Annotated in this window: 14 protein-coding genes; 6 read left to right on the top strand and 8 right to left on the bottom strand. The window is 41.9% G+C overall.

Annotation, left to right across the window (positions count from 1 at the left end; all coding sequences use genetic code 11):
• Positions 1–76: 76 nt before the first annotated feature.
• Positions 77–979: a recombination-associated protein RdgC gene (rdgC, locus tag J1N51_RS06345; RefSeq protein ID WP_208833091.1), complete on the bottom strand. Its 903-nt coding sequence runs from the start codon at positions 977–979 to the stop codon at positions 77–79.
• 78 nt (positions 980–1,057) lie between these two features.
• Positions 1,058–2,797 carry a sensor histidine kinase gene (locus J1N51_RS06340; RefSeq protein WP_208833090.1) on the bottom strand — a complete coding sequence of 580 codons (1,740 nt, stop codon included), beginning with the start codon at positions 2,795–2,797 and terminating at the stop codon, positions 1,058–1,060.
• Positions 2,798–3,045: 248 nt separating this feature from the next.
• Here J1N51_RS06340 and ung point away from each other — a divergent pair, with 248 nt between their 5' ends.
• On the top strand, positions 3,046–3,714 hold the full coding sequence (gene ung / locus J1N51_RS06335; protein WP_208833348.1) for a uracil-DNA glycosylase: 669 nt from the start codon (positions 3,046–3,048) through the stop codon (positions 3,712–3,714).
• A gap of 16 nt (positions 3,715–3,730) precedes the next feature.
• Here the strand turns inward: ung and J1N51_RS06330 are convergent, their stop codons facing one another.
• From J1N51_RS06330 to tal, 4 genes are all read right to left on the bottom strand, one after another.
• Positions 3,731–3,910 carry a DUF3545 family protein gene (locus J1N51_RS06330; protein WP_208833089.1) on the bottom strand — a complete coding sequence of 60 codons (180 nt, stop codon included), beginning with the start codon at positions 3,908–3,910 and terminating at the stop codon, positions 3,731–3,733.
• Between the two features lie 172 nt (positions 3,911–4,082).
• Positions 4,083–5,012, bottom strand: a complete 930-nt coding sequence (locus J1N51_RS06325; protein WP_208833088.1) for a DMT family transporter — start codon at positions 5,010–5,012, stop codon at positions 4,083–4,085.
• Between the two features lie 27 nt (positions 5,013–5,039).
• The gene (pgi, locus tag J1N51_RS06320; RefSeq protein ID WP_208833087.1) at positions 5,040–6,668 is read right to left on the bottom strand and encodes a glucose-6-phosphate isomerase; all 1,629 of its coding nucleotides are present in this window, start codon (positions 6,666–6,668) and stop codon (positions 5,040–5,042) included.
• 86 nt (positions 6,669–6,754) lie between these two features.
• On the bottom strand, positions 6,755–7,711 hold the full coding sequence (tal, locus tag J1N51_RS06315; protein WP_208833086.1) for a transaldolase: 957 nt from the start codon (positions 7,709–7,711) through the stop codon (positions 6,755–6,757).
• A 245-nt stretch (positions 7,712–7,956) separates the two neighbouring features.
• Between tal and J1N51_RS06310 the strand changes: the two genes are divergently transcribed.
• The 4 genes from J1N51_RS06310 to J1N51_RS06295 all read left to right on the top strand — a co-directional run bounded on the left by J1N51_RS06310 (position 7,957) and on the right by J1N51_RS06295 (position 11,862).
• Positions 7,957–8,442 (top strand): DUF3429 domain-containing protein, encoded by a 486-nt coding sequence (locus tag J1N51_RS06310; RefSeq protein ID WP_208833085.1) that lies wholly within the window; start codon positions 7,957–7,959, stop codon positions 8,440–8,442.
• Positions 8,443–8,554: 112 nt separating this feature from the next.
• Complete coding sequence (yaaA, locus tag J1N51_RS06305; RefSeq protein ID WP_208833084.1) at positions 8,555–9,328, top strand: peroxide stress protein YaaA; 774 nt, start codon at positions 8,555–8,557, stop codon at positions 9,326–9,328.
• A 29-nt stretch (positions 9,329–9,357) separates the two neighbouring features.
• The gene (locus tag J1N51_RS06300) at positions 9,358–10,071 is read left to right on the top strand and encodes an SOS response-associated peptidase family protein (RefSeq protein ID WP_208833083.1); all 714 of its coding nucleotides are present in this window, start codon (positions 9,358–9,360) and stop codon (positions 10,069–10,071) included.
• A gap of 141 nt (positions 10,072–10,212) precedes the next feature.
• Positions 10,213–11,862, top strand: coding sequence for an electron transfer flavoprotein-ubiquinone oxidoreductase (locus J1N51_RS06295; RefSeq protein WP_208833347.1), 1,650 nt, complete (start codon positions 10,213–10,215; stop codon positions 11,860–11,862).
• Between the two features lie 111 nt (positions 11,863–11,973).
• Here J1N51_RS06295 and J1N51_RS06290 read toward each other — a convergent pair whose 3' ends face one another.
• Entirely contained in the window at positions 11,974–13,164 is a 1,191-nt protein-coding gene (locus J1N51_RS06290) for a S41 family peptidase (RefSeq protein WP_208833082.1), read from the bottom strand.
• A gap of 138 nt (positions 13,165–13,302) precedes the next feature.
• On the opposite strand from J1N51_RS06290, the gene J1N51_RS06285 reads away from it, so the two are divergent.
• Positions 13,303–15,408, top strand: coding sequence for a winged helix-turn-helix domain-containing protein (locus tag J1N51_RS06285; RefSeq protein WP_208833081.1), 2,106 nt, complete (start codon positions 13,303–13,305; stop codon positions 15,406–15,408).
• Between the two features lie 13 nt (positions 15,409–15,421).
• Here J1N51_RS06285 and pulA read toward each other — a convergent pair whose 3' ends face one another.
• The gene (gene pulA / locus J1N51_RS06280) at positions 15,422–18,187 is read right to left on the bottom strand and encodes a pullulanase-type alpha-1,6-glucosidase (protein WP_208833080.1); all 2,766 of its coding nucleotides are present in this window, start codon (positions 18,185–18,187) and stop codon (positions 15,422–15,424) included.
• Positions 18,188–18,207 lie beyond the last annotated feature (20 nt).

The following is an 18,207-nucleotide window of genomic DNA, read 5'->3' as shown; positions in this document are numbered from 1 at the left end:
CACACTTTACTTTAGATACAAAAAAGCCAACGCTTGAGAATGTCATCGTTGGCTTTTTTATTATTTAGAATAGAGTTTATTCGCTTGGTGTATCCCAGACTAATGTTAAATCATTGATTAAATTATTTAACTCACCTGTCATTAGCGCGAAGTCAGCATCAAATTTCGCTAGTTTATCATCGTTAGGAACATCATCCGTTTGTTCTTTAACAATGTCCAAAAACTTAATTTGTTTAAGTGCCGCTTCCTCGTTGATCACAAATTTGGCTTTTTCGTCCCACACGAGTCCTAGCTTGTGCACGTATTTACCGTTGCTGATATGAAGCTGAACTTCATCTTCGGTGACATCGTGGTTTTTTAATTTCGCAGATGCCCCTTCTTCATCCAGTGCCTTTAATTCAATGTCACTCGCAAACATAAAGGGTACTGGTAAATCATCTTCTTTTACCCATTGTGTCATAGCGAGCATCAGATCTTGCTCTGGCTTGTGCGGTAAAATAGGCAAAGAGCCTAGGCATTGTCTCAACAATGCTAAAAGGGTTTCGGCTTTGTTGGCACTACTTGAATTGACAACAATCCATTGATTTTTTACATCTATGTAAGCATACAAGCGGCTACTTTTGGTAAAGGCTTTTGGCAACAATTGTTGGATGATTTCTTCTTTAAGAGATTGTTGCTCTTTTTTACCGACTTTTTGACCACGTTCGTGCTGAATAAGCTGAACCTTTTCTTCCAAGGCCTCTTTAACAACAGTTGTAGGCAAAATCTTTTCTTCAGTTTTTAAGCTGATAAGGTAACAAGTGTTTGCCGCGTGTAATAATGCTTCGGTACCAGGAATTGCAGGCACCCAACCTTGTTTCATCTGATCCTGGCTGCCGCAAGGGCGAAACACATGAGTTTGCAGTTGCTCGGCGATTTGCTCAGCGGTGAGATCGAAAGGCTTGGTAAATTTATAAATTAAAGCGTTGTTAAACCACATACTTCACTTCTCAAAAATGTCGGGGCACAGATGATATCAAACCGTCAGTTTATAACACCTAGTTTCACAAAAAAGTATTTAGTCTCTTGCGACCTTTGGAATTTTGATCAGATAAGTTAAGCCTTCCCCAGGTTTACTTGAAGCAGTGATCTCACCGTTTAAGGTTTGTTTAACTAAGTTATACGCAATGTTTGTTCCTAAGCCTGAACCGCCTTGTTCACGACGGGTGGTATAAAATGGCTCAAATAGCATTGTGAGTTCTTGCTCTGAAATACCACAACCATCATCTGAGTACTGAATTTCAATCAAGTCAACTTTGTCTTTGACTCTGATATCTATTTGACCCTCGCGTTTGTCGGCGAATCCATGGATAACACTGTTGAGAAGGAAATTTGTAAAGATCTGTGATATCGCGCCTGCAGGTAAATCTAAGACTAGATCTTCAGGGCAACTAATATTCACTTTGTGAGCGTTCTTCTTGAGCTCAGGTTTGAGTGAAATAGTAATTTCATGAAGATAGTCCTTCACATTAATTTGACGATTTGCCTCACTTGCCTGATCGACGGCAATTTGTTTAAAGCTGGCAATCAATTCACTGGCGCGTTGTAAGTTAGACAAAAGTAAATCAACGCTTTGGTTACTCTCAGTTAAAAACGATTTCATATCAGAAGCACTGAGAGATTGGTCGTGTAGTTTTTTGTCTATGTCTTTTAAACGCTCGGCTAACACACTCGCTGCCGTGACACCAACGCCGATTGGGGTATTCACATCGTGAGTAATACCTGCAACTAAACCGCCTAGTGCAGCGAGCTGCTCTGATTCAACTAGTTTTCCGTGCGCCAATCTCAAGTCTTCGATGGTCTTTTCTAACTCGTGGGTTTTTTCAACGAGTCGCTTTTCAGTTTGTGAACGCATTTCAATTTCTTGTTTGAGCTCACTTTGTTTGGTTTCCAACTGATATTTTTGCTTCTGCAAATCCATCATAGCTTGGCTGAGGTTAGCGGTTTTTTTGGCAACTTCTTGTTCTAGTAACAAGTTTTGTTGGTCGAGCATGTCATTGCTGTTTAACAGCTTTTTCTGGGTTTGCTTGAGTTCGATTTGAGATTCCCAAAACCGCCCCATCATTTTATTAAATGCTTCTTGAATCACCAGTAGCTCAGAACCTTGAACTCGCTTAACGTCGATTATGCTATCTTCCAGTGATTCTAAATCAATATGCTCAATCTGGTCGACGAGCTCCTCTAGAGGGTCGGTTAGATGTTTGCGAAACGCCATTAAAAACAACACTATTAAAAATGTCGTCTTAGCAATGGCACTGCCAAGCATAAAGTAAATCGATAGAATTATTCGGTCAACGACCACATTTCTAGAGGAGTATAGGGTGACATCACCAACTAGGGTGTTGCGGTTGGAAAACTGGAATACCAAAGGAAAACGATAACCGAATAAGCCATTTTCACCTTCAATGAGCTCCCCTTCGGTTACTAACTCTTCACGTTGTTCTACTAGTTTACTTACTTCGCCTTTTTGGGTGAGGAGTTCGCCGGTATCTTCGCGAATAACAACACCTTCAATCATAGGGATAGCGATGAGTCCTTCAGAAATAGAAATGACCTGTGGTGTATTTAGTTCCCAAATGGCTCGAGTTAAACTGGCTGAAAATGTGTTTTCGAGGGTTTGTAATTCATTGCTAATGTAGCTTTTTGTGTTGCGGTACTCCGCAATAACTTGTACACAGGTTACCAAAAACGTTAGTACGAAATACACGGACAAGACACTAAAAAGTAAACGTTTTGAAATGCTGCTACTTTGCTTCATGCAATCTAAAACCTTAATTGAAACTTCCTTGACTGACGTATCCAGACAAGACGGATTTCTTTAGTTTATCTGATTGTAATTTCAATACAAATTTATAACTAAAGAATTGATACAAATAAATTTATTATTTTTCCCACTATAGCCTAGTAGAGAAATTAATAAGTTGCTTAGCTAAGTGATGAAAATCAGTTGGAAATCCTTTGTTTAAGCGTAAAATTAACAGCCTGTTTTATTTTTTCACTACTATTATGATCACAAATCCTTATTGGCAGACGTTTTTTGAATCGCAAGCTCAGCAAAGTTATTTTATTGAGTTGCAACAAGAGATCAAAGCTAGGCGCTCATGTTGTGTTGTATATCCACCTGAGTCACAAGTTTATGCCGCATTTGAAGCCGTTGCGCCGACCGATGTAAAGGTAGTGATTTTGGGCCAAGACCCTTATCACGGTCCAAATCAAGCCAACGGACTTAGCTTTTCCGTTAACAAAGGTGAAAAGATCCCTCCTTCATTACGCAATATGTTCAAAGAGTTAGTCGATGAATTCGACGATTTTACCATGCCAAATCATGGTGATTTGAGCCACTGGGCGGAACAAGGCGTCATGTTATTAAATGCAACATTGACGGTAGAGCAGGGCAACGCCAATGCGCACCAAAAATTGGGGTGGCAGACATTCACGGATGAAGCTATTCGCTATATTAGTGATCAAGTGGAAGGCGTTGTATTTATGCTGTGGGGAGCCTTTGCACAAAAAAAAGAAGCGCTGATTGACGCGAAACGCCATCATATTTTAAAGAGTGTACATCCTTCTCCTCTGTCAGCGAGGAAAGGTTTTTTTGGGAACAAGCACTTTATAACAGCTAATGAGCTGTTAGTTAATCAAGGCAAGAGCCCGATAACCTGGCACTTGCCTTGAGGTAAGTGCAACAGTCTTAAAAATCTAAGTCTGCTAGGTCGTAGTCTAATGAATAGTCTATGTCTTTCAGTTCGTTCCTTAACCGATATTTTTCTTTAATGGATTCGATTTCTCGCCATTTCCGTTTTGAACCTCGTTTTGATCTCTTTGGAGTATCTTGTGTCGAAGTTTCAAATAACTCAGCTAGCCCTTCCATAATGGCCCCCTTAATGTGTAATTATTATTTTCATAAGGATGATGAGTGATGACAAATTAATCACTCAAAATGCTTATCTCGGTTTTATCACAACGGGGGACAAAGTAAAGTCTAAAAGTGAAAAAATTATGAACAAAATGTGAAAAGTTTTTGTTCGATTATCGGTTGGTTTTTAGCAGGTTTTTACCAGAGTTTGTTTTCTCTTTATTAATCCAGTGGTTAACATTACACCGAATAAAATTAGCACGCCGCCAAAAAACATATTGATATAAATTGGCTCGTTCAAAAAAATCCAACCAAAAAACACCCCAAACATCGGGATGAGGTAAGTCACTGACATTGCGGTTGTGGCACTGGTTTGTTCGACTAAGCGATAAAATATTAAATAAGCAATGCCGGTACAAATTGCACCAAGACCTATAAGTGATAACCAAGGCAACAGCTCAATCGACATCAAAAACGCCCAGTTCGTATTCAACATCAAAATAGGAATAACAATGAGAGCGCCTATCACCATGGTTCCTGATGCGACCAATAGCGATGGAATACTACTCAAGCTGTGCTTAGAGTAGTTTGAAGCGATGCCATACAGCCCTGTAGCACCTATCACGGCAGTGATGGCCAACAGGTCATTTGTGTTGTTTGAGATTTGGCCGTCAAACAACTTGTGAGCGGTCAGTATCACCACTCCAATTAATCCTATTACTAGCCCTAACCAGCCTAATTTGTTCAAGCGTGCGCCAAACAAAATGACTCCAAAAAAGGCACCCCACAGTGGTGTCGTTGCATTAACAACAGATGTAAGTCCCGCTTCTAGTGTGAGAGTCGCATACGCAAACAAAAAGAATGGAATGATGGAATTACCTACAGACACCAGAGTTAGGTTTATTATGGTTTGGCTTTTGACGTCCTTTGGCATAGGTTCTAAGTACTTTTTTGCGGTCAGTGCAAAAACAGGTAAAAGAGTAATTCCGGCAATAACGACTCTCAGTGCCGCCATATTTTCTGCACCAAACGCGGGTGAAGCAATACGCATAAATAAAAACGAAGCACCCCAAATGGCCGCTAATAGAACAAGCTCAAGAAAGTGCTTCGGATTCATATATGTGTAAATTCCCTGTTTGTCGTGTTATCGAACTACTTTAGAAAACATGTCGACCAGTTGTTGAGTCGAACTGTCTAAGGAGTCCACTGATTGGCCTTTTAACGCGTCTAGAACACCGTTGCCCAAGACTTTACCCAGCTCAACACCCCATTGGTCAAAACTGTTTACTTGCCATACCACACCTTGAACAAATACTTTGTGTTCATAAAGGGCAACTAAGCTTCCAAGTTGACGTGGGCTTAAGCTCTCCATTAATAATGTATTTGAAGGGCGATTACCAGGCATTAGCTTGTGCTGTGATAATGCTTCCGCTTGTTGTTCATCCATACCACCGGCAATGAGCTTTTGTTTTACTTCGCTTGCTGTTTCACCTTGCATCAAAGCTTGAGTTTGCGCAAAGCAGTTCGCTGCTAACATTTGGTGATGTTCGACATCGTCATGAGAAGGCTTAACAGGCAAAATAAAATCAGCCGGAATAACCGTGTTGCCTTGGTGCATCAACTGATGGAACGCGTGTTGACCATTTGTGCCTTCGCCGCCCCAAATAATTGGGCCCGTCGCATAATCTACCGCTTGGTTTTGCAAATTGGTTGATTTGCCATTTGATTCCATATCCAACTGTTGTACGTAAGCCGGAAAGCCACGTAAGTAGTGGTTATACGGTAACAACACATGCGCCTGACAACCTTGTAAGTTACGATACCAAACACCAAGCATGGCCATGATAACTGGAAGGTTTTGGTCTAGCGGTGCTTCTTGGAAGTGGACATCCATATCGTGACCACCTGCTAAGATTTCAGCAAAGTTGTCATAACCTAGCGCTAATGCAATAGGTAGACCGATTGCCGACCATAACGAGTAACGTCCACCAACCCAGTCCCACATTGGAAAAATGTTTTCTTCGGCAATACCAAACTCAGTCGCTTTTGTGATATTGCTCGAAACACACATAAAGTGCTTGCTGATATCGTCGAAGCTAGCGCCTTGTTGTAACAACCAATCACGGGCCGTTTCGGTATTCTTTAAGGTTTCTTGGGTCGTAAATGACTTTGAGCTCATTACCACAAGCGTTGTTTCTGCATTTAATTCGGCAAGTACGTCATTGATATGGTGGCCGTCAACGTTTGCGACAAAATGAACTCTAAGCGTTTTATTGCGATAAGGCTTAAGTGCCTCTGTAACAATTTTTGGTCCCAAGAAAGAACCACCGATACCGATCGCAACGACGTCAGTAAATGACTTGTTGGTATATCCTTTTAAGCTACCGTTATGGACGCGACCGACAAAGTCTTTGATTTTTGCTAGTGTTTCGTGAACTTCAGGGATGACGTTTTTACCGTCTACCGTAACTGAATCTTGAGCAGGGCGACGTAGCGCAGTGTGCAATACTGCACGTTGTTCTGTGGTATTGATGACTTCACCGGCAAACATGCGTTCGCGTTGAGTCTCAACACCGGCCGTTTTGGCTGAGGCAATTAATGCGTCAAAGGCATCTTGGTCGATAGTGTTTTTTGAAAAATCTAAAGTAAATCCACATGCACTGCGAGTAAATCGTTTGGCGCGTTGAGAATCTTCGGCGAAAAGGGTGCGCATGTGAGTAGATTGAAGGCGTTCAAAATGAGGGACAAGGTTTGACCAATTTGAAGTGCTCATGTTTTTTTCCTTGGTGACATTAAGCAGTAGAAACAAAATCGGTTACTCAAGGTAACCGACTTTTAAGTGTGAAAATGAATTATCGCTTATGCAAGTAAATCCGTCAGTAGTTTTTCTAATTTAACCTGATCTTTAGCGAAGTTACTGATGCCTTCGGCCAGTTTTTGTGTCGCCATTGGATCTTCGTTGTGCTCCCAGCGGAATTGGGCTTCGGTCATAGGCGCTGGACGAGCTTTGATGTCTCCCTCAAAAGACAAGACTTTTGGTAGGGTTTGCTCGATGTTATCTAATTCCTCCAATAGTGCTGGAGCAATCGTAAGACGGTCACAGCCAGCAAGAGCCATGATTTCATCTGTGTTGCGGAAGCTCGCGCCCATTACAACAGTATTGTAGCCGTGCTCTTTGTAGTACTGATAGATATTGCGTACTGAAATGACACCTGGATCTTCTTCGCCCGTAAAGGTCTGCTGTTCACCATTGGCTTTGTACCAGTCTAGAATACGGCCTACAAACGGAGAGATAAGGTAAACACCCGCTTCTGCACACGCGCGAGCTTGAGCAAAGCTAAATAGCAAGGTTAGGTTACAGTTGATACCTTGTTTTTCTAATTCCTCTGCAGCTTTGATGCCTTCCCATGTCGATGCGATTTTGATCAAAACACGGTCTTTTGTAATACCGGCTTTTTCGTACAGGTCGATTAAGCGAAGTGCCTTGGCAACGGTTTTTTCGGTATCGAACGATAAACGAGCATCAACTTCTGTTGAAATGCGGCCAGGGATCAACGCATTAATTTCTTTACCAATAAGAACGGCAAGTTGATCTGCTGCATCTTCTAACTGTTGCTCTGGGTCATTTGATTCTTGTTTGGCAAACGCAACCGCCTGTTCTAAGTAAGTCTTGTACTCAGGGATCTGAGCTGCTTTTAACAAAAGTGAAGGGTTGGTTGTTGCGTCAACAGGACGAAACTTTTTGATGGCGTCAATTTCACCGGTGTCCGCGACAACGGTGGTCATTTCTCTAAGTTGTTTTAAAACACTTGTCATGATATTTCCTGAAAACTGGTTGTGCCGATTTGACGTATTACTGATATGTATGAGATTCCAACAGTATAGTTGGCATTGCGGCATAAGAATGATTTACACTTGCTGGTAAAACTACAAAGAATAACGCATAGATTCAAGCGTGCCGGGTAATAAAAATACAAAATTTATAGAAATTTTAAGTTTTACCCTTTTTTGTTTGTAAAATTACCACATAAACAACATCAGAAACCAATACTGAGGTAGTAATGACGCAAGAAGCGAAAGGCGAAATGATCAACGATAATTTGAAAAGTACCGTTTATATGTTCAGTTTTAGCGGACTTATTCCATTTATATATTTCGCTTTGACGGCTTGGGTGCCATCGCTTCATGTATTTGAGCTTGATCCTGTGAGTTTGTTTCGAATTTACAGCGCGATTATTTTAAGCTTTTTAGCCGGTACGTTGTGGTCTTTTGGTCTTGTTGCGGGTTTGGTACAAAAGCAAGTTGAGATCAGAACTCGAAGCTTGATTTGGTCAGGAATTCTTTTGAGTCTTTTGGCTTGGGGAAATCTGTTTATTTCGGCAAGAGCCGCTTTGTTCGTTGCTGCCATGTTGTTTTTGACAGTCTGGCAAGTAGAACAAAAAACCGAGTTATCTCGTTATTACCCAATGTGGTATGCCAACATGAGAGCGCGACTCAGTATGATAGTAGCGATTGCGCATATTGTGATTTGGTTGACAATCTCTTAACAAATCAAACATTAACGAATACAGAATATTTATTGCGAATAAATAAAGGTGCAGACTAGATGGTTTAGCGCCGTGTTATCGCATTAATAAGTGCAAAAGAGGAACGAAAAACATGTTGTATGTCATCTCTCCAGCAAAAAATTTGGACTATGAAACAAAACCAACAACAGACAAATACACGCAACCAGAGTTAATGGATGACGCACAAGAGTTAGCCAAAGTGTGCAAAACATTAACACCACAAGATTTGAGCTCTTTGATGCACATTAGTGACAAATTGGCAGGCTTAAATGCAGCGCGCTTTGAAGAGTGGCAGCCTGACTTCACTCCAGACAACGCCAAGCAAGCGGTGTTGGCTTTTAATGGTGATGTATACACAGGCCTTGAAGCCGAGAGCTTGAATGAACAGGAACTTGAATACGCTCAGACTCACTTGCGAATTTTGTCAGGCTTGTATGGCCTGCTAAAGCCACTTGATTTGATGCAACCATATCGACTTGAGATGGGTACTAAGTTAGCTAATGACCGCGGTGACAACCTGTATCAGTTTTGGGGTGATATCATCACCAACAAACTAAACGAGCAAATCGAAGCGATAAACGCGCCTTATTTAATTAACCTTGCTTCGAACGAGTACTTTAAGTCAGTGAAGAAAAAGCAACTCAAAGCAGAGCTCATTACGCCAACGTTTAAAGATTGGAAAAACGGTCAGTACAAAATGATCAGTTTTTATGCCAAAAAAGCTCGTGGCATGATGGTTCAGTACATGATCAAAAACAAAGTAGAAACCATGGATGATTTACTTAAGTTCAACATGGACGGTTATGAGTACAACGCAGAGTTGTCAAAACCAGACGCGCCGTGTTTTACTCGAAAGGAGTCTTAGCCTTTAAATCTCCATAAAAAGGAAAACCTATGTGTGGTCGTTTGAATGTCATTGATGACGCGGGAGTTCAAGCATTACTCAAACAACTCCAAATTGACTTGTGGCCAGAGCCATTACAAGAAAGTCGATTTATTCGAGCGACCCAACCGGTTTCTATCGTCCGCACAGTTTATTCTGAAACAAGCCCAACGGGGACTCAACGAGAACTAAACAAAGCCAATTGGTGGCTACTGCAGGAGCGAACGGACACAGGTTTTAAACCTTCTAAATACACCTCGTTTAATACCCGCTATGACAAACTGAATATACCTCGAAGTGCAGGGTACAAACCCTTTCGCGAAACTCGCTGTATAATTCCGGCCAAGGGCTTTGGTGAAACAGAGTTTGTAAACAAAAAGCCACTTCATTACTACGACATGACCGCCGAGTCTAATGAGGCCATTGCCTTTGGTGGTCTATACAAAGAATGGCGACATCCAGAAACCGGTGAATGGAAACTGTCTTGCTCGGTGATCACCTTACCACCACACTCAAAAATTAAAGCCATTCATTCCAAGGCCATGCCGTTGATGTTGCCTCAACAAGGTGGTTGGCTCGATGCCTGGCTTGATCCTAATACTGACCCGCAAACGCTGATGCCACTGATGCAGGCGTATTTACCGCAAAACCTTATTGCCCAGAAAATTGACAAGCCAAGTAGCTATCAAGCCGTCGGTGAGCCCTTTGTAGTTCACCGCGATTGACCCCTTGTCGCGATAAATTTACGTCCAATTCAACAGATTCTGCAAATAACAGTAGCCAGTGCTAGTCCCTTGAGTAAAATAGGGTGTATAAATCTAATAATACAGAACAAAAATAGCAAAAGGGGACATGGTGTGGCTGAGATAGAAAGAGAATCAATGGACTTTGACGTTGTCATTGTCGGTGCCGGCCCAGCAGGACTTTCTGCAGCGATTCGTTTGATGCAAAAAGCAGAAGCGAACGAACAAGAACTAATGGTTTGTGTGGTTGAAAAAGGCTCGGAAGTGGGCGCGCACGTTTTGTCAGGCGCTGTCCTTGACCCTAAAGCGCTTAACGAACTGATCCCTGACTGGAAAGAGCAAGGTGCGCCGTTAAATGCCGCAGTTAGCCACGACGAAGTATATTACCTAACAAGCGATCAAGCGGGCAGTAAAGTACCAAGTTTTGCCTTCCCTAAAACCATGCACAACGAAGGTAACTACGTTGTCTCTATGGGTAACGTATGTCGCTGGTTGGCAGAAAAAGCCGAAGCCATGGGCGTTGAAATCTTCCCAGGGTTCCCAGCTGCTGAAGCACTTTATGATGACCAAGGTCGTGTGGTTGGCATTCAAACCGGTGACATGGGTCTTGACGAAGAAGGCAACCCAAAAGATTCATACATGCCAGGTATGGAGCTTCGTGCAAAATACACGATTTTTGCAGAAGGCTGCCGTGGTCACTTGGGCAAATCACTGATCAATAAATTTGACTTAGACAAAGGCAAATCGCCACAGCACTACGGTCTTGGCTTTAAAGAAATTTGGGAAGTGCCTGCAGACCAGCATCAAGAAGGTTTGGTGGTTCACACTGCTGGTTGGCCAATGTCAGATGGTGCGACAGGTGGTGGTTATCTGTATCACGCCGACAACAACCAAGTGGTGTGCGGTTTGATTGTTGACCTAAACTACTCAAACCCTCACATGAGTCCGTTTGATGAGTTTCAGCGTTTAAAACATCACCCAGTTTATTCAAAGCATTTAGAAGGCGGTAAACGCATTGCCTATGGTGCGCGTGCCATTACCAAAGGCGGTCTGAACTCATTGCCTAAAATGACCATGCCAGGTGGTTTCTTGGTGGGCTGTAACGCAGGTACACTTAACTTTGCCAAAATCAAAGGTAACCACGCTGCAATGAAATCAGCAATGATGGCAGCAGAAGTGATTGCAGATGCATTGAAAAACGGCGATGAAGGTCAAAGCGACTTAACGCAATACGAAGCTGTATTTAACGATTCTTGGTTATACGACGAGTTGTACAGCACGCGTAACTTTGGTCCAGCTATTCACAAGTTTGGTACGGTATTAGGTGGTGCATACAACACTTTGGATCAAAACTTCTTTGGCGGCAAATTACCGTTTAACTTCAAAGACGAAACGCCAGATCACGCAAGTTTAAAACCTGCGGCTGAGTGCAAAAAAATTGATTATCCTAAGCCAGATGGCAAGTTGAGCTTTGACAAATTATCAAGCGTATTTTTGTCAAACACCAACCATGAAGAAGAGCAGCCGGTTCACTTAAAGTTAACCGATGCGAGCATTCCGTTGGCTCAAAATTTACCTAAGTACGACGAGCCTGCTCAGCGTTACTGTCCGGCAGGTGTATATGAGATTGTTGAAGAAGAGTCGGGACCACGATTCCAAATCAACAGCCAAAACTGTGTCCACTGTAAAACGTGTGATATCAAAGACCCAGCCCAAAACATTACTTGGGTAACACCAGAAGGTGGCGGTGGTCCAAACTATCCAAACATGTAATAAACCTGTTTGAAGGTTAAAAAAGCCATACTAAAAAAGCCTCGATTCAAATGAACCGAGGCTTTTTTGTATTGTATGTAGAATTTTATAAAGCACTTTTATCGTGAGGTTTCAGTACTCGGTTTCGTTGAGTCTTTTATCAACGGACTCAAATTGTTCGGCTGCAAAATCATTCCCTAATGCCCTATATCGTCTAGCAAAACCTTCAAGCATAAATGACTCGAGATGTTTTCTTTGCAATAGTATTTCAATAAGGCTCTGTGCCTTTTGCTCTAGGTCTGCTTTGTTCTGCGTTTTATCTACATTTTCCGGGTTGAGTAAATTTGATAACTCGGTAATGGTTGTTGATCTATATTGCTCAGCCGCAGTTTTTGCCAAAGCTTTGGCTTCATTTAAAGCCAATTCTTCATCCACATTTATATCTGGTTTGACTCCGGTTCCTTCCCAGTTTGTGCGTGTAACAGGGTTGTGTGAACGTCGATTTGGAACGATTGTAGCGAGTCCCTCGGGCAATTCGAAAAACTGAATGGGATGAGCACCGCCTCCGGTAACTTCGCCTACTACAATAGCTCTCTGTCTGGCTTGTAAATTATAAGTAAAAGCTTCAGCCGCAGAAAAAGTTCTATCACTGGTTAATATAAACAAAGGCACATCCAAACGCTTATCTCCATTTATTTTATCAACATAGTGACTCTGCCATGAGTCTTTAAACCTGTGATAGGTACTGCCAACTAAGGTGCCTTCTGGTAAAAAATAACTTGTTAAATAATTAACCGGTCGAGCGCCACCACGATTGTCTCGAAGGTCGATGATGATGGCATCAGCGGTTCTTAAATAGATCATTAAGCCATCGACTTGATGGGTTTCTTCACCTCTAAAACCATCTATTTTTACGTAACCTACATTACCTTCAAGCATTTGTATGTCTTGAAAACCACCCTTGCGGAAGTTAGTTAATGCGTTCAAATGTTGCTTTAAAATATCTGTTTCTGAAGAGGTATTGCGAGGACGAGGGACTATGACTCTGAAGTGTTTGTCGTTGAGAATCATCTGTACTTGTTGTTGTAGGTATTGAGCAAACGACTTTTTATCAGTTGGTTTTTGTATTGTAGTACTTTGCTTTAGTTCCTCGAGCAGTTCTTTAGCTTCTTGTGCTTTATCAGCGAGAATATAATGAGTGGTTAATTTGTTCTGCAATGTTTCGATAATTTCGGTTTGTTGTGCAGGTGACAATATTTTTGACTCGTCACTAGCGAAGCAGTAGCTGCAGAATAATAGACTAAAAAGTAATATTTTCTTCATCTGTTCAATCCTTTAGATATTTGGTTAAATGCAAATAGAGCCTTATTGTTTTGATGAGAAAACGCGATAGAGAAGTCGTTATTTTTTTATTAAGAAAAGCTTAAGGTCTTATTAAACAAAGGATAGAGTAGATACCAAATGTCATTGGATTTAGAACGTTTAGCTAGCCAGCCATTTAAATTGGGCGATTTTGTTGTCGATGCTAAACGAGGTGAGATTCGCCAAGCGCAAGAAGTGATTGATATCGAGCCTAAAGTTATGTTGGTTTTGCTTCATTTGACAGCTAATTCGGGCACGGTAGTGGATCAAGAAATCTTGTTTAGATATGTTTGGCCCCAATCTGTTTATAGTCCGAATTCAATTAGGCGTTGTATCTCTACTCTGCGAAAAGCACTAAAGGATGACGCTAAACAACTAATTTCGACTCATGCTAAAGTCGGATATAGCATTAATATTTTACCGACGTTTATAAATGCTCAAACATCGGCTCATCGCAAAAACAATTCTTCAATATGGATTGTGGCCTCAATCCTTTTCTTGTTATCTATTGGGATTTATTGGCAAATAATACCTAGTACGCAACAACAGCTTTTGAATGTAACTGGATTACAACCGATAACGGCAACAGAGGTAATTGAAGATTTTATTGCAGTCTCTCCTGACGAGTCTCTTTTGGCATTTAGCCGCTACCCACAAAGAGGGTTGGATGAAGGAGAACTCTGGATAAAAGATCTAAATAGCTCGACAGAGACAAAGTTGAATTTACCGCTGGCCCACAGACGGAACTTGGCATGGTCCATTGATGGTACTTCACTTTATTATGCTTATATTGGTGACAAGGCTTGGCAAATAAAGGAGTTCTCGTTAACAAAAAAAGCGTTAATGGAATCGAACTCTGAAGTTTTAAAAGAAAGGTTGGTCGTAGAAAACAACGGTGACCAACCGAGCCGCTGGATTGGATCGATTCATCCTAGCCCTGACAAGAAGTTATATTTTGTTGCCAGTGATAGCAGCACTCGTCATGTTTACGAACATGACATTGCTACTAATAGTTCAAGCAAATTAATGGTATCTAATACAGATTTTAAACCTTATGAACTTGCGTTATCTAAAAGTGGAAAAATATTAGCCGTTTCAGGCCAGTTAGAAAATGGCCGAAATGCCATCCGACTATTGTCATTGGAGCTGACAAATAAAGGCCAAGTACTTCATTCGATCTTATTGAGAGATCAGCAACGCGTATCGGTTGAGTGGTTAAATGGTGATTCCGGCTTATTGCTAAATGATGGTAGCCAACTCTTTTATACATTCATTGATGAAAACTCAAATGGTTTCACTCACTCTATTCCATCGCAACTCAACTTCCAACAAAGTCACTTTTTGCGCTTTGCCAAAGTTGGTCCTAAAAGTGGTGATATATATTTTATAGAGTCTAGGCTAGACCACGACCTAATGTTGTTTGACTTAACGTCACAGACTATAAAGGGAGCAATCGACAGCACAGCGATGGATTACTTTCCTGTGTTTTCTCCCAATGAGCGACACATTGCTTTCTTCTCAACAAGATACGGCAAACCTCAATTATTTTTGCATGAATTAGCTAGTGGGACCGATACTCAGTTGTTTGAAAATCCGAACGACTATTTAAATGTCGATCATGTCGCTTGGAGTAAAAGTGGCGGAAAGTTAGCTTTTAGCATGGGTTACAGTGTACATGTGATTCTAAATCCCAAAGCACCAGCAAAAACAAAGGTCAATGTATTAGAAACAGTTCAAGGTATAGCGTTAGCTTGGTATCCCAATGAACGAGATATTTTACTAGAAAAGCAAATCGGTGAGCGTAAACAGTTAGTTAAACTAAACTCAGAAACACTCGACCTTGAGATCATCACTGAGTTTTCAAAAGGCCGTGCTTCCTTGTCTCAAGAGGGTAATCTATTGTTAGTCAAAGACGACGCTATTTATGAATGGCATGAGAGTGAGGGGTTCAAACACAAACAGTCGTTTTCTAAACCTATTACAAGAAGCGTTGCCAGTGAGAAGGGGATTTATCTACAGTTTTCTGGTGAAGAGTCTACGTGGTCATTCTGGTCTTTTGACACCTCCATTGTAGAGAGTCAGTTTGAGTTACCCATCAAAGAGCGAGTGGCAGAATTCAATACTCTGGGTAATAAAGCCTTAGTATCAAGGGGGCACACAGAAAGAGAAATTGCGAAAATTTCAATTTCGAAGGGCGACCCCTAATTTAGAACGTTACTTATTGGCGTACAAATACCGCAGTGGTTAACGGTGGTACTGTAAAGCCTTCCTCTTGCGCCTCTGAGCGCTTAACTACGTCGTCGACACCGTCTGCAAGGACAGGGTGTAATTCGTAGTCGCTGCCGTCGGCACGAAACGTCTGAGTACGATCGTCGTTGTTAAACACAACCACAATTGACTCGTAGTTAGGATCGATATCTTTCACCCCATCGTCCGATAAATGCATCACAATAAGACCGCGTTTGCTCAGTGTGTCTTGATTCAAAAAGCTAACATGAGCTTTGACTTGTTTAGCGGTTCTGAGCCTGAACAACGGTGAGCTCATGCGAATTTCAATAAACTCTTGGAACTTGGCTGAAGCAAACGCTATGTGTTCAGGTGTAACCATGTCACGACCTTCGTTGTTTTCTAGTACCGTCGTTACGACAAGCCAGTTGTCGCCATCTTTTTGGGCTGGTGGTAGGCCAACATTGTAGTTATTGGTTTGATATGAAAAATCGACTTTGTTAAACCAATCACCGTAGTCATAACTGTCGCGTAAAAATGACTTCGAACGCAACAATTCTGAACCCATGTGAATAAACGGAATACCTTGGCCAAACATTGGATAAGACAAACTCAATAATTGCATACGAACGCGTTCGTCCGTCGTCGCGTCGTATTTAATACGGTATTGATTGTTATCCCATAGCGTTTGGTTGTCGTGCTTAGATACGTAATTCACCGTATCTGCAGGGTCTTTGGCATAACCTGCAGGGCCTCCACCATAAGGTACGTCTTCACCATTGACCGCACGACCGAATGTGTTGATAAATTTGAAGTCGATTAAGTTAGCAGCCAATCCCAATTTAACTTGGTCCATTGACTTTAAGTACTCTTCGATTTGCAAATAATTATTTTGAAGGTCGTTAGGGACTACCATTAAGCCATTTCCAATACCTTGGTCATGACGCAGGCCCATGGCACCAGTTTGGAAGTTACCACCGCGAATGGCATCGCGTAAGCGGTCGGTAAAAGTACCAATTTCGGTGCCAGCAAGTTCGGTTTGTGATGCTTGAACAAACTGTGCGTTGTTGGCGACTTCACCAAAATTCCAGCCTTCACCATAGAAATAGGTGTCACTGTCGACGCGTTTTACCGCTTCACGAGCTTTTAACATCGCATCTTTTGGTTGGTGGCCCATTAAGTCAAAACGGAAACCATCAATTTTGTATTGGTCCGCCCAAACCACGAGTGAGTCGGTCATCAGCTTTGCCATCATGACATTTTCGGTAGCAGTATTGTCACAACACGTAGATGTCTCGAGGGCACCTGTAATTGGGTTATAACGGTGATAATAATTAGGTACGATTTTGTCTAATACGGACTTTTCAGCAACACCTGATGCAAATGTGTGGTTATAGACCACATCCATGATCACGCGGAAGCCTTTTTCGTGTAATGACATCACCATCTCACGAAACTCAACAATACGCGAAATACCATCTGGGTTTACCGCATAACTGCCCTCTGGCACTGTGTAGTGGTATGGATCGTAACCCCAGTTGTAATTGTCGTAACCACGGATTTGTTCCATTAAGTCTTGTGCTTCAGGTCCGCTTGGATCATAGCTTTTTAGCAACGCTTGTAAGCTTAGTTGTTTTACTGCACTGTCGCGGCACACGTCTAAACCTTCAACTAGATCACAAACTTTGGTCATAGGATCAAAAAGGTCGATGGCCTGACTTGGATCTTCGTTGATGGTTGATAAATCATACGTTGGCAATAAGTGAACCGTATTGAGACCTGCATCGCGAAGTTTGGTTAGGTGTTGCATGCCGTAACTGTCGGTTTCGCTGAACGCTTTGTACTTACCTCGATACTCAGGAGCACTTAGCTTAGTGTCAAAGGCACTAAAATCGCGAATGTGAGTTTCGTACAAAATCAAATCTTCTGGTGCCTCTACCGTCGGAATTGAGTGTTGAGACCAACCCTCAGGTTGTGTTGATGGGTCCGCTAAATCGACAACTTGTGAGTACTTACTATTTGTTGATAGTGATAGTGAATATGGGTCAGTTGTTACTAGTTTTTCAAACTTCCCGGTACGAGGGTGGTAAACCTCAACTTGATATTGGTAAAAGTCAGTCGCTTTGGCTTGTTCTGTGGTGACTTGCCAAATACCGGTTGCTTTGTCTTCGGTCAGCGCAATAGGGCCTGATTTTGGCGATTTATCTTGGTTATAAAGAGTCACGTAGACTTGTTGAGCGGTCGGGGCCCAAAGACTAAATTGAACACCTTGGTCGGTGATCAAAGAGCCAAGTTGGTCAAACTCATCCGCATCGTTAGTGCCAGAGGTATAAATCGAGTCTATGACCGCCGCGTGTTGGACAGGTGCTTCACTTAAAACTTTTTTGCCATTAGCTAACACTAAGGTGTTTTTGCCTTTTAAACGCTGTTTCACATTGTCGCCATCAAACGAATATACGGTCATGTTACTTAAATGAGGGAAACGCGTAGCGACCCAGTCTGGCATAGCCGTTGCGATAAGCTTGGTTTTTAATAACTTTCCTTCAGGCGATTGTGTGTGTAAAAAAACAGACTCGTTCGACACAGCTGAAGAAATTACCAGTAAATCTGGGGTAAGCCAGTGTGCCCCAAAAGGTGCGCTTGTCTCTGGATTTGCACTTGGATTGATGGATTGGCTGTCTGCCTCAGGTCCAGGCTGGCAACCTGCTAACAATGCGGTGGTAAGCACCGCTGTTAGAGTTAAATGCGTTTTTTTCATTGTCGTTCCGTTGTTGTTAT

This window comes from Psychrosphaera ytuae (genome assembly GCF_017638545.1).
In the GTDB taxonomy this organism is placed as follows: domain Bacteria; phylum Pseudomonadota; class Gammaproteobacteria; order Enterobacterales; family Alteromonadaceae; genus Psychrosphaera; species Psychrosphaera ytuae.
The sequence above is the reverse complement of the archived record's forward strand: the minus strand, read 5'-3'. Positions and strand labels throughout refer to the sequence as shown.

Bases quoted from the DNA above. Each gene is read 5' to 3' on its own strand.
- rdgC (WP_208833091.1), bottom strand. From the start codon at position 979: ATGTGGTTTAACAACGCTTTAATTTATAAATTTACCAAGCCTTTCGAT.
- J1N51_RS06325 (WP_208833088.1), bottom strand. From the start codon at position 5,012: ATGAATCCGAAGCACTTTCTTGAGCTTGTTCTATTAGCGGCCATTTGG.
- pgi (WP_208833087.1), bottom strand. From the start codon at position 6,668: ATGAGCACTTCAAATTGGTCAAACCTTGTCCCTCATTTTGAACGCCTT.
- J1N51_RS06310 (WP_208833085.1), top strand. From the start codon at position 7,957: ATGACGCAAGAAGCGAAAGGCGAAATGATCAACGATAATTTGAAAAGT.
- yaaA (WP_208833084.1), top strand. From the start codon at position 8,555: ATGTTGTATGTCATCTCTCCAGCAAAAAATTTGGACTATGAAACAAAA.
- J1N51_RS06290 (WP_208833082.1), bottom strand. From the start codon at position 13,164: ATGAAGAAAATATTACTTTTTAGTCTATTATTCTGCAGCTACTGCTTC.
- ung (WP_208833348.1), top strand. From the start codon at position 3,046: ATGATCACAAATCCTTATTGGCAGACGTTTTTTGAATCGCAAGCTCAG.
- tal (WP_208833086.1), bottom strand. From the start codon at position 7,711: ATGACAAGTGTTTTAAAACAACTTAGAGAAATGACCACCGTTGTCGCG.
- J1N51_RS06340 (WP_208833090.1), bottom strand. From the start codon at position 2,797: ATGAAGCAAAGTAGCAGCATTTCAAAACGTTTACTTTTTAGTGTCTTG.
- J1N51_RS06300 (WP_208833083.1), top strand. From the start codon at position 9,358: ATGTGTGGTCGTTTGAATGTCATTGATGACGCGGGAGTTCAAGCATTA.
- pulA (WP_208833080.1), bottom strand. From the start codon at position 18,187: ATGAAAAAAACGCATTTAACTCTAACAGCGGTGCTTACCACCGCATTG.
- J1N51_RS06285 (WP_208833081.1), top strand. From the start codon at position 13,303: ATGTCATTGGATTTAGAACGTTTAGCTAGCCAGCCATTTAAATTGGGC.
- J1N51_RS06330 (WP_208833089.1), bottom strand. From the start codon at position 3,910: ATGGAAGGGCTAGCTGAGTTATTTGAAACTTCGACACAAGATACTCCA.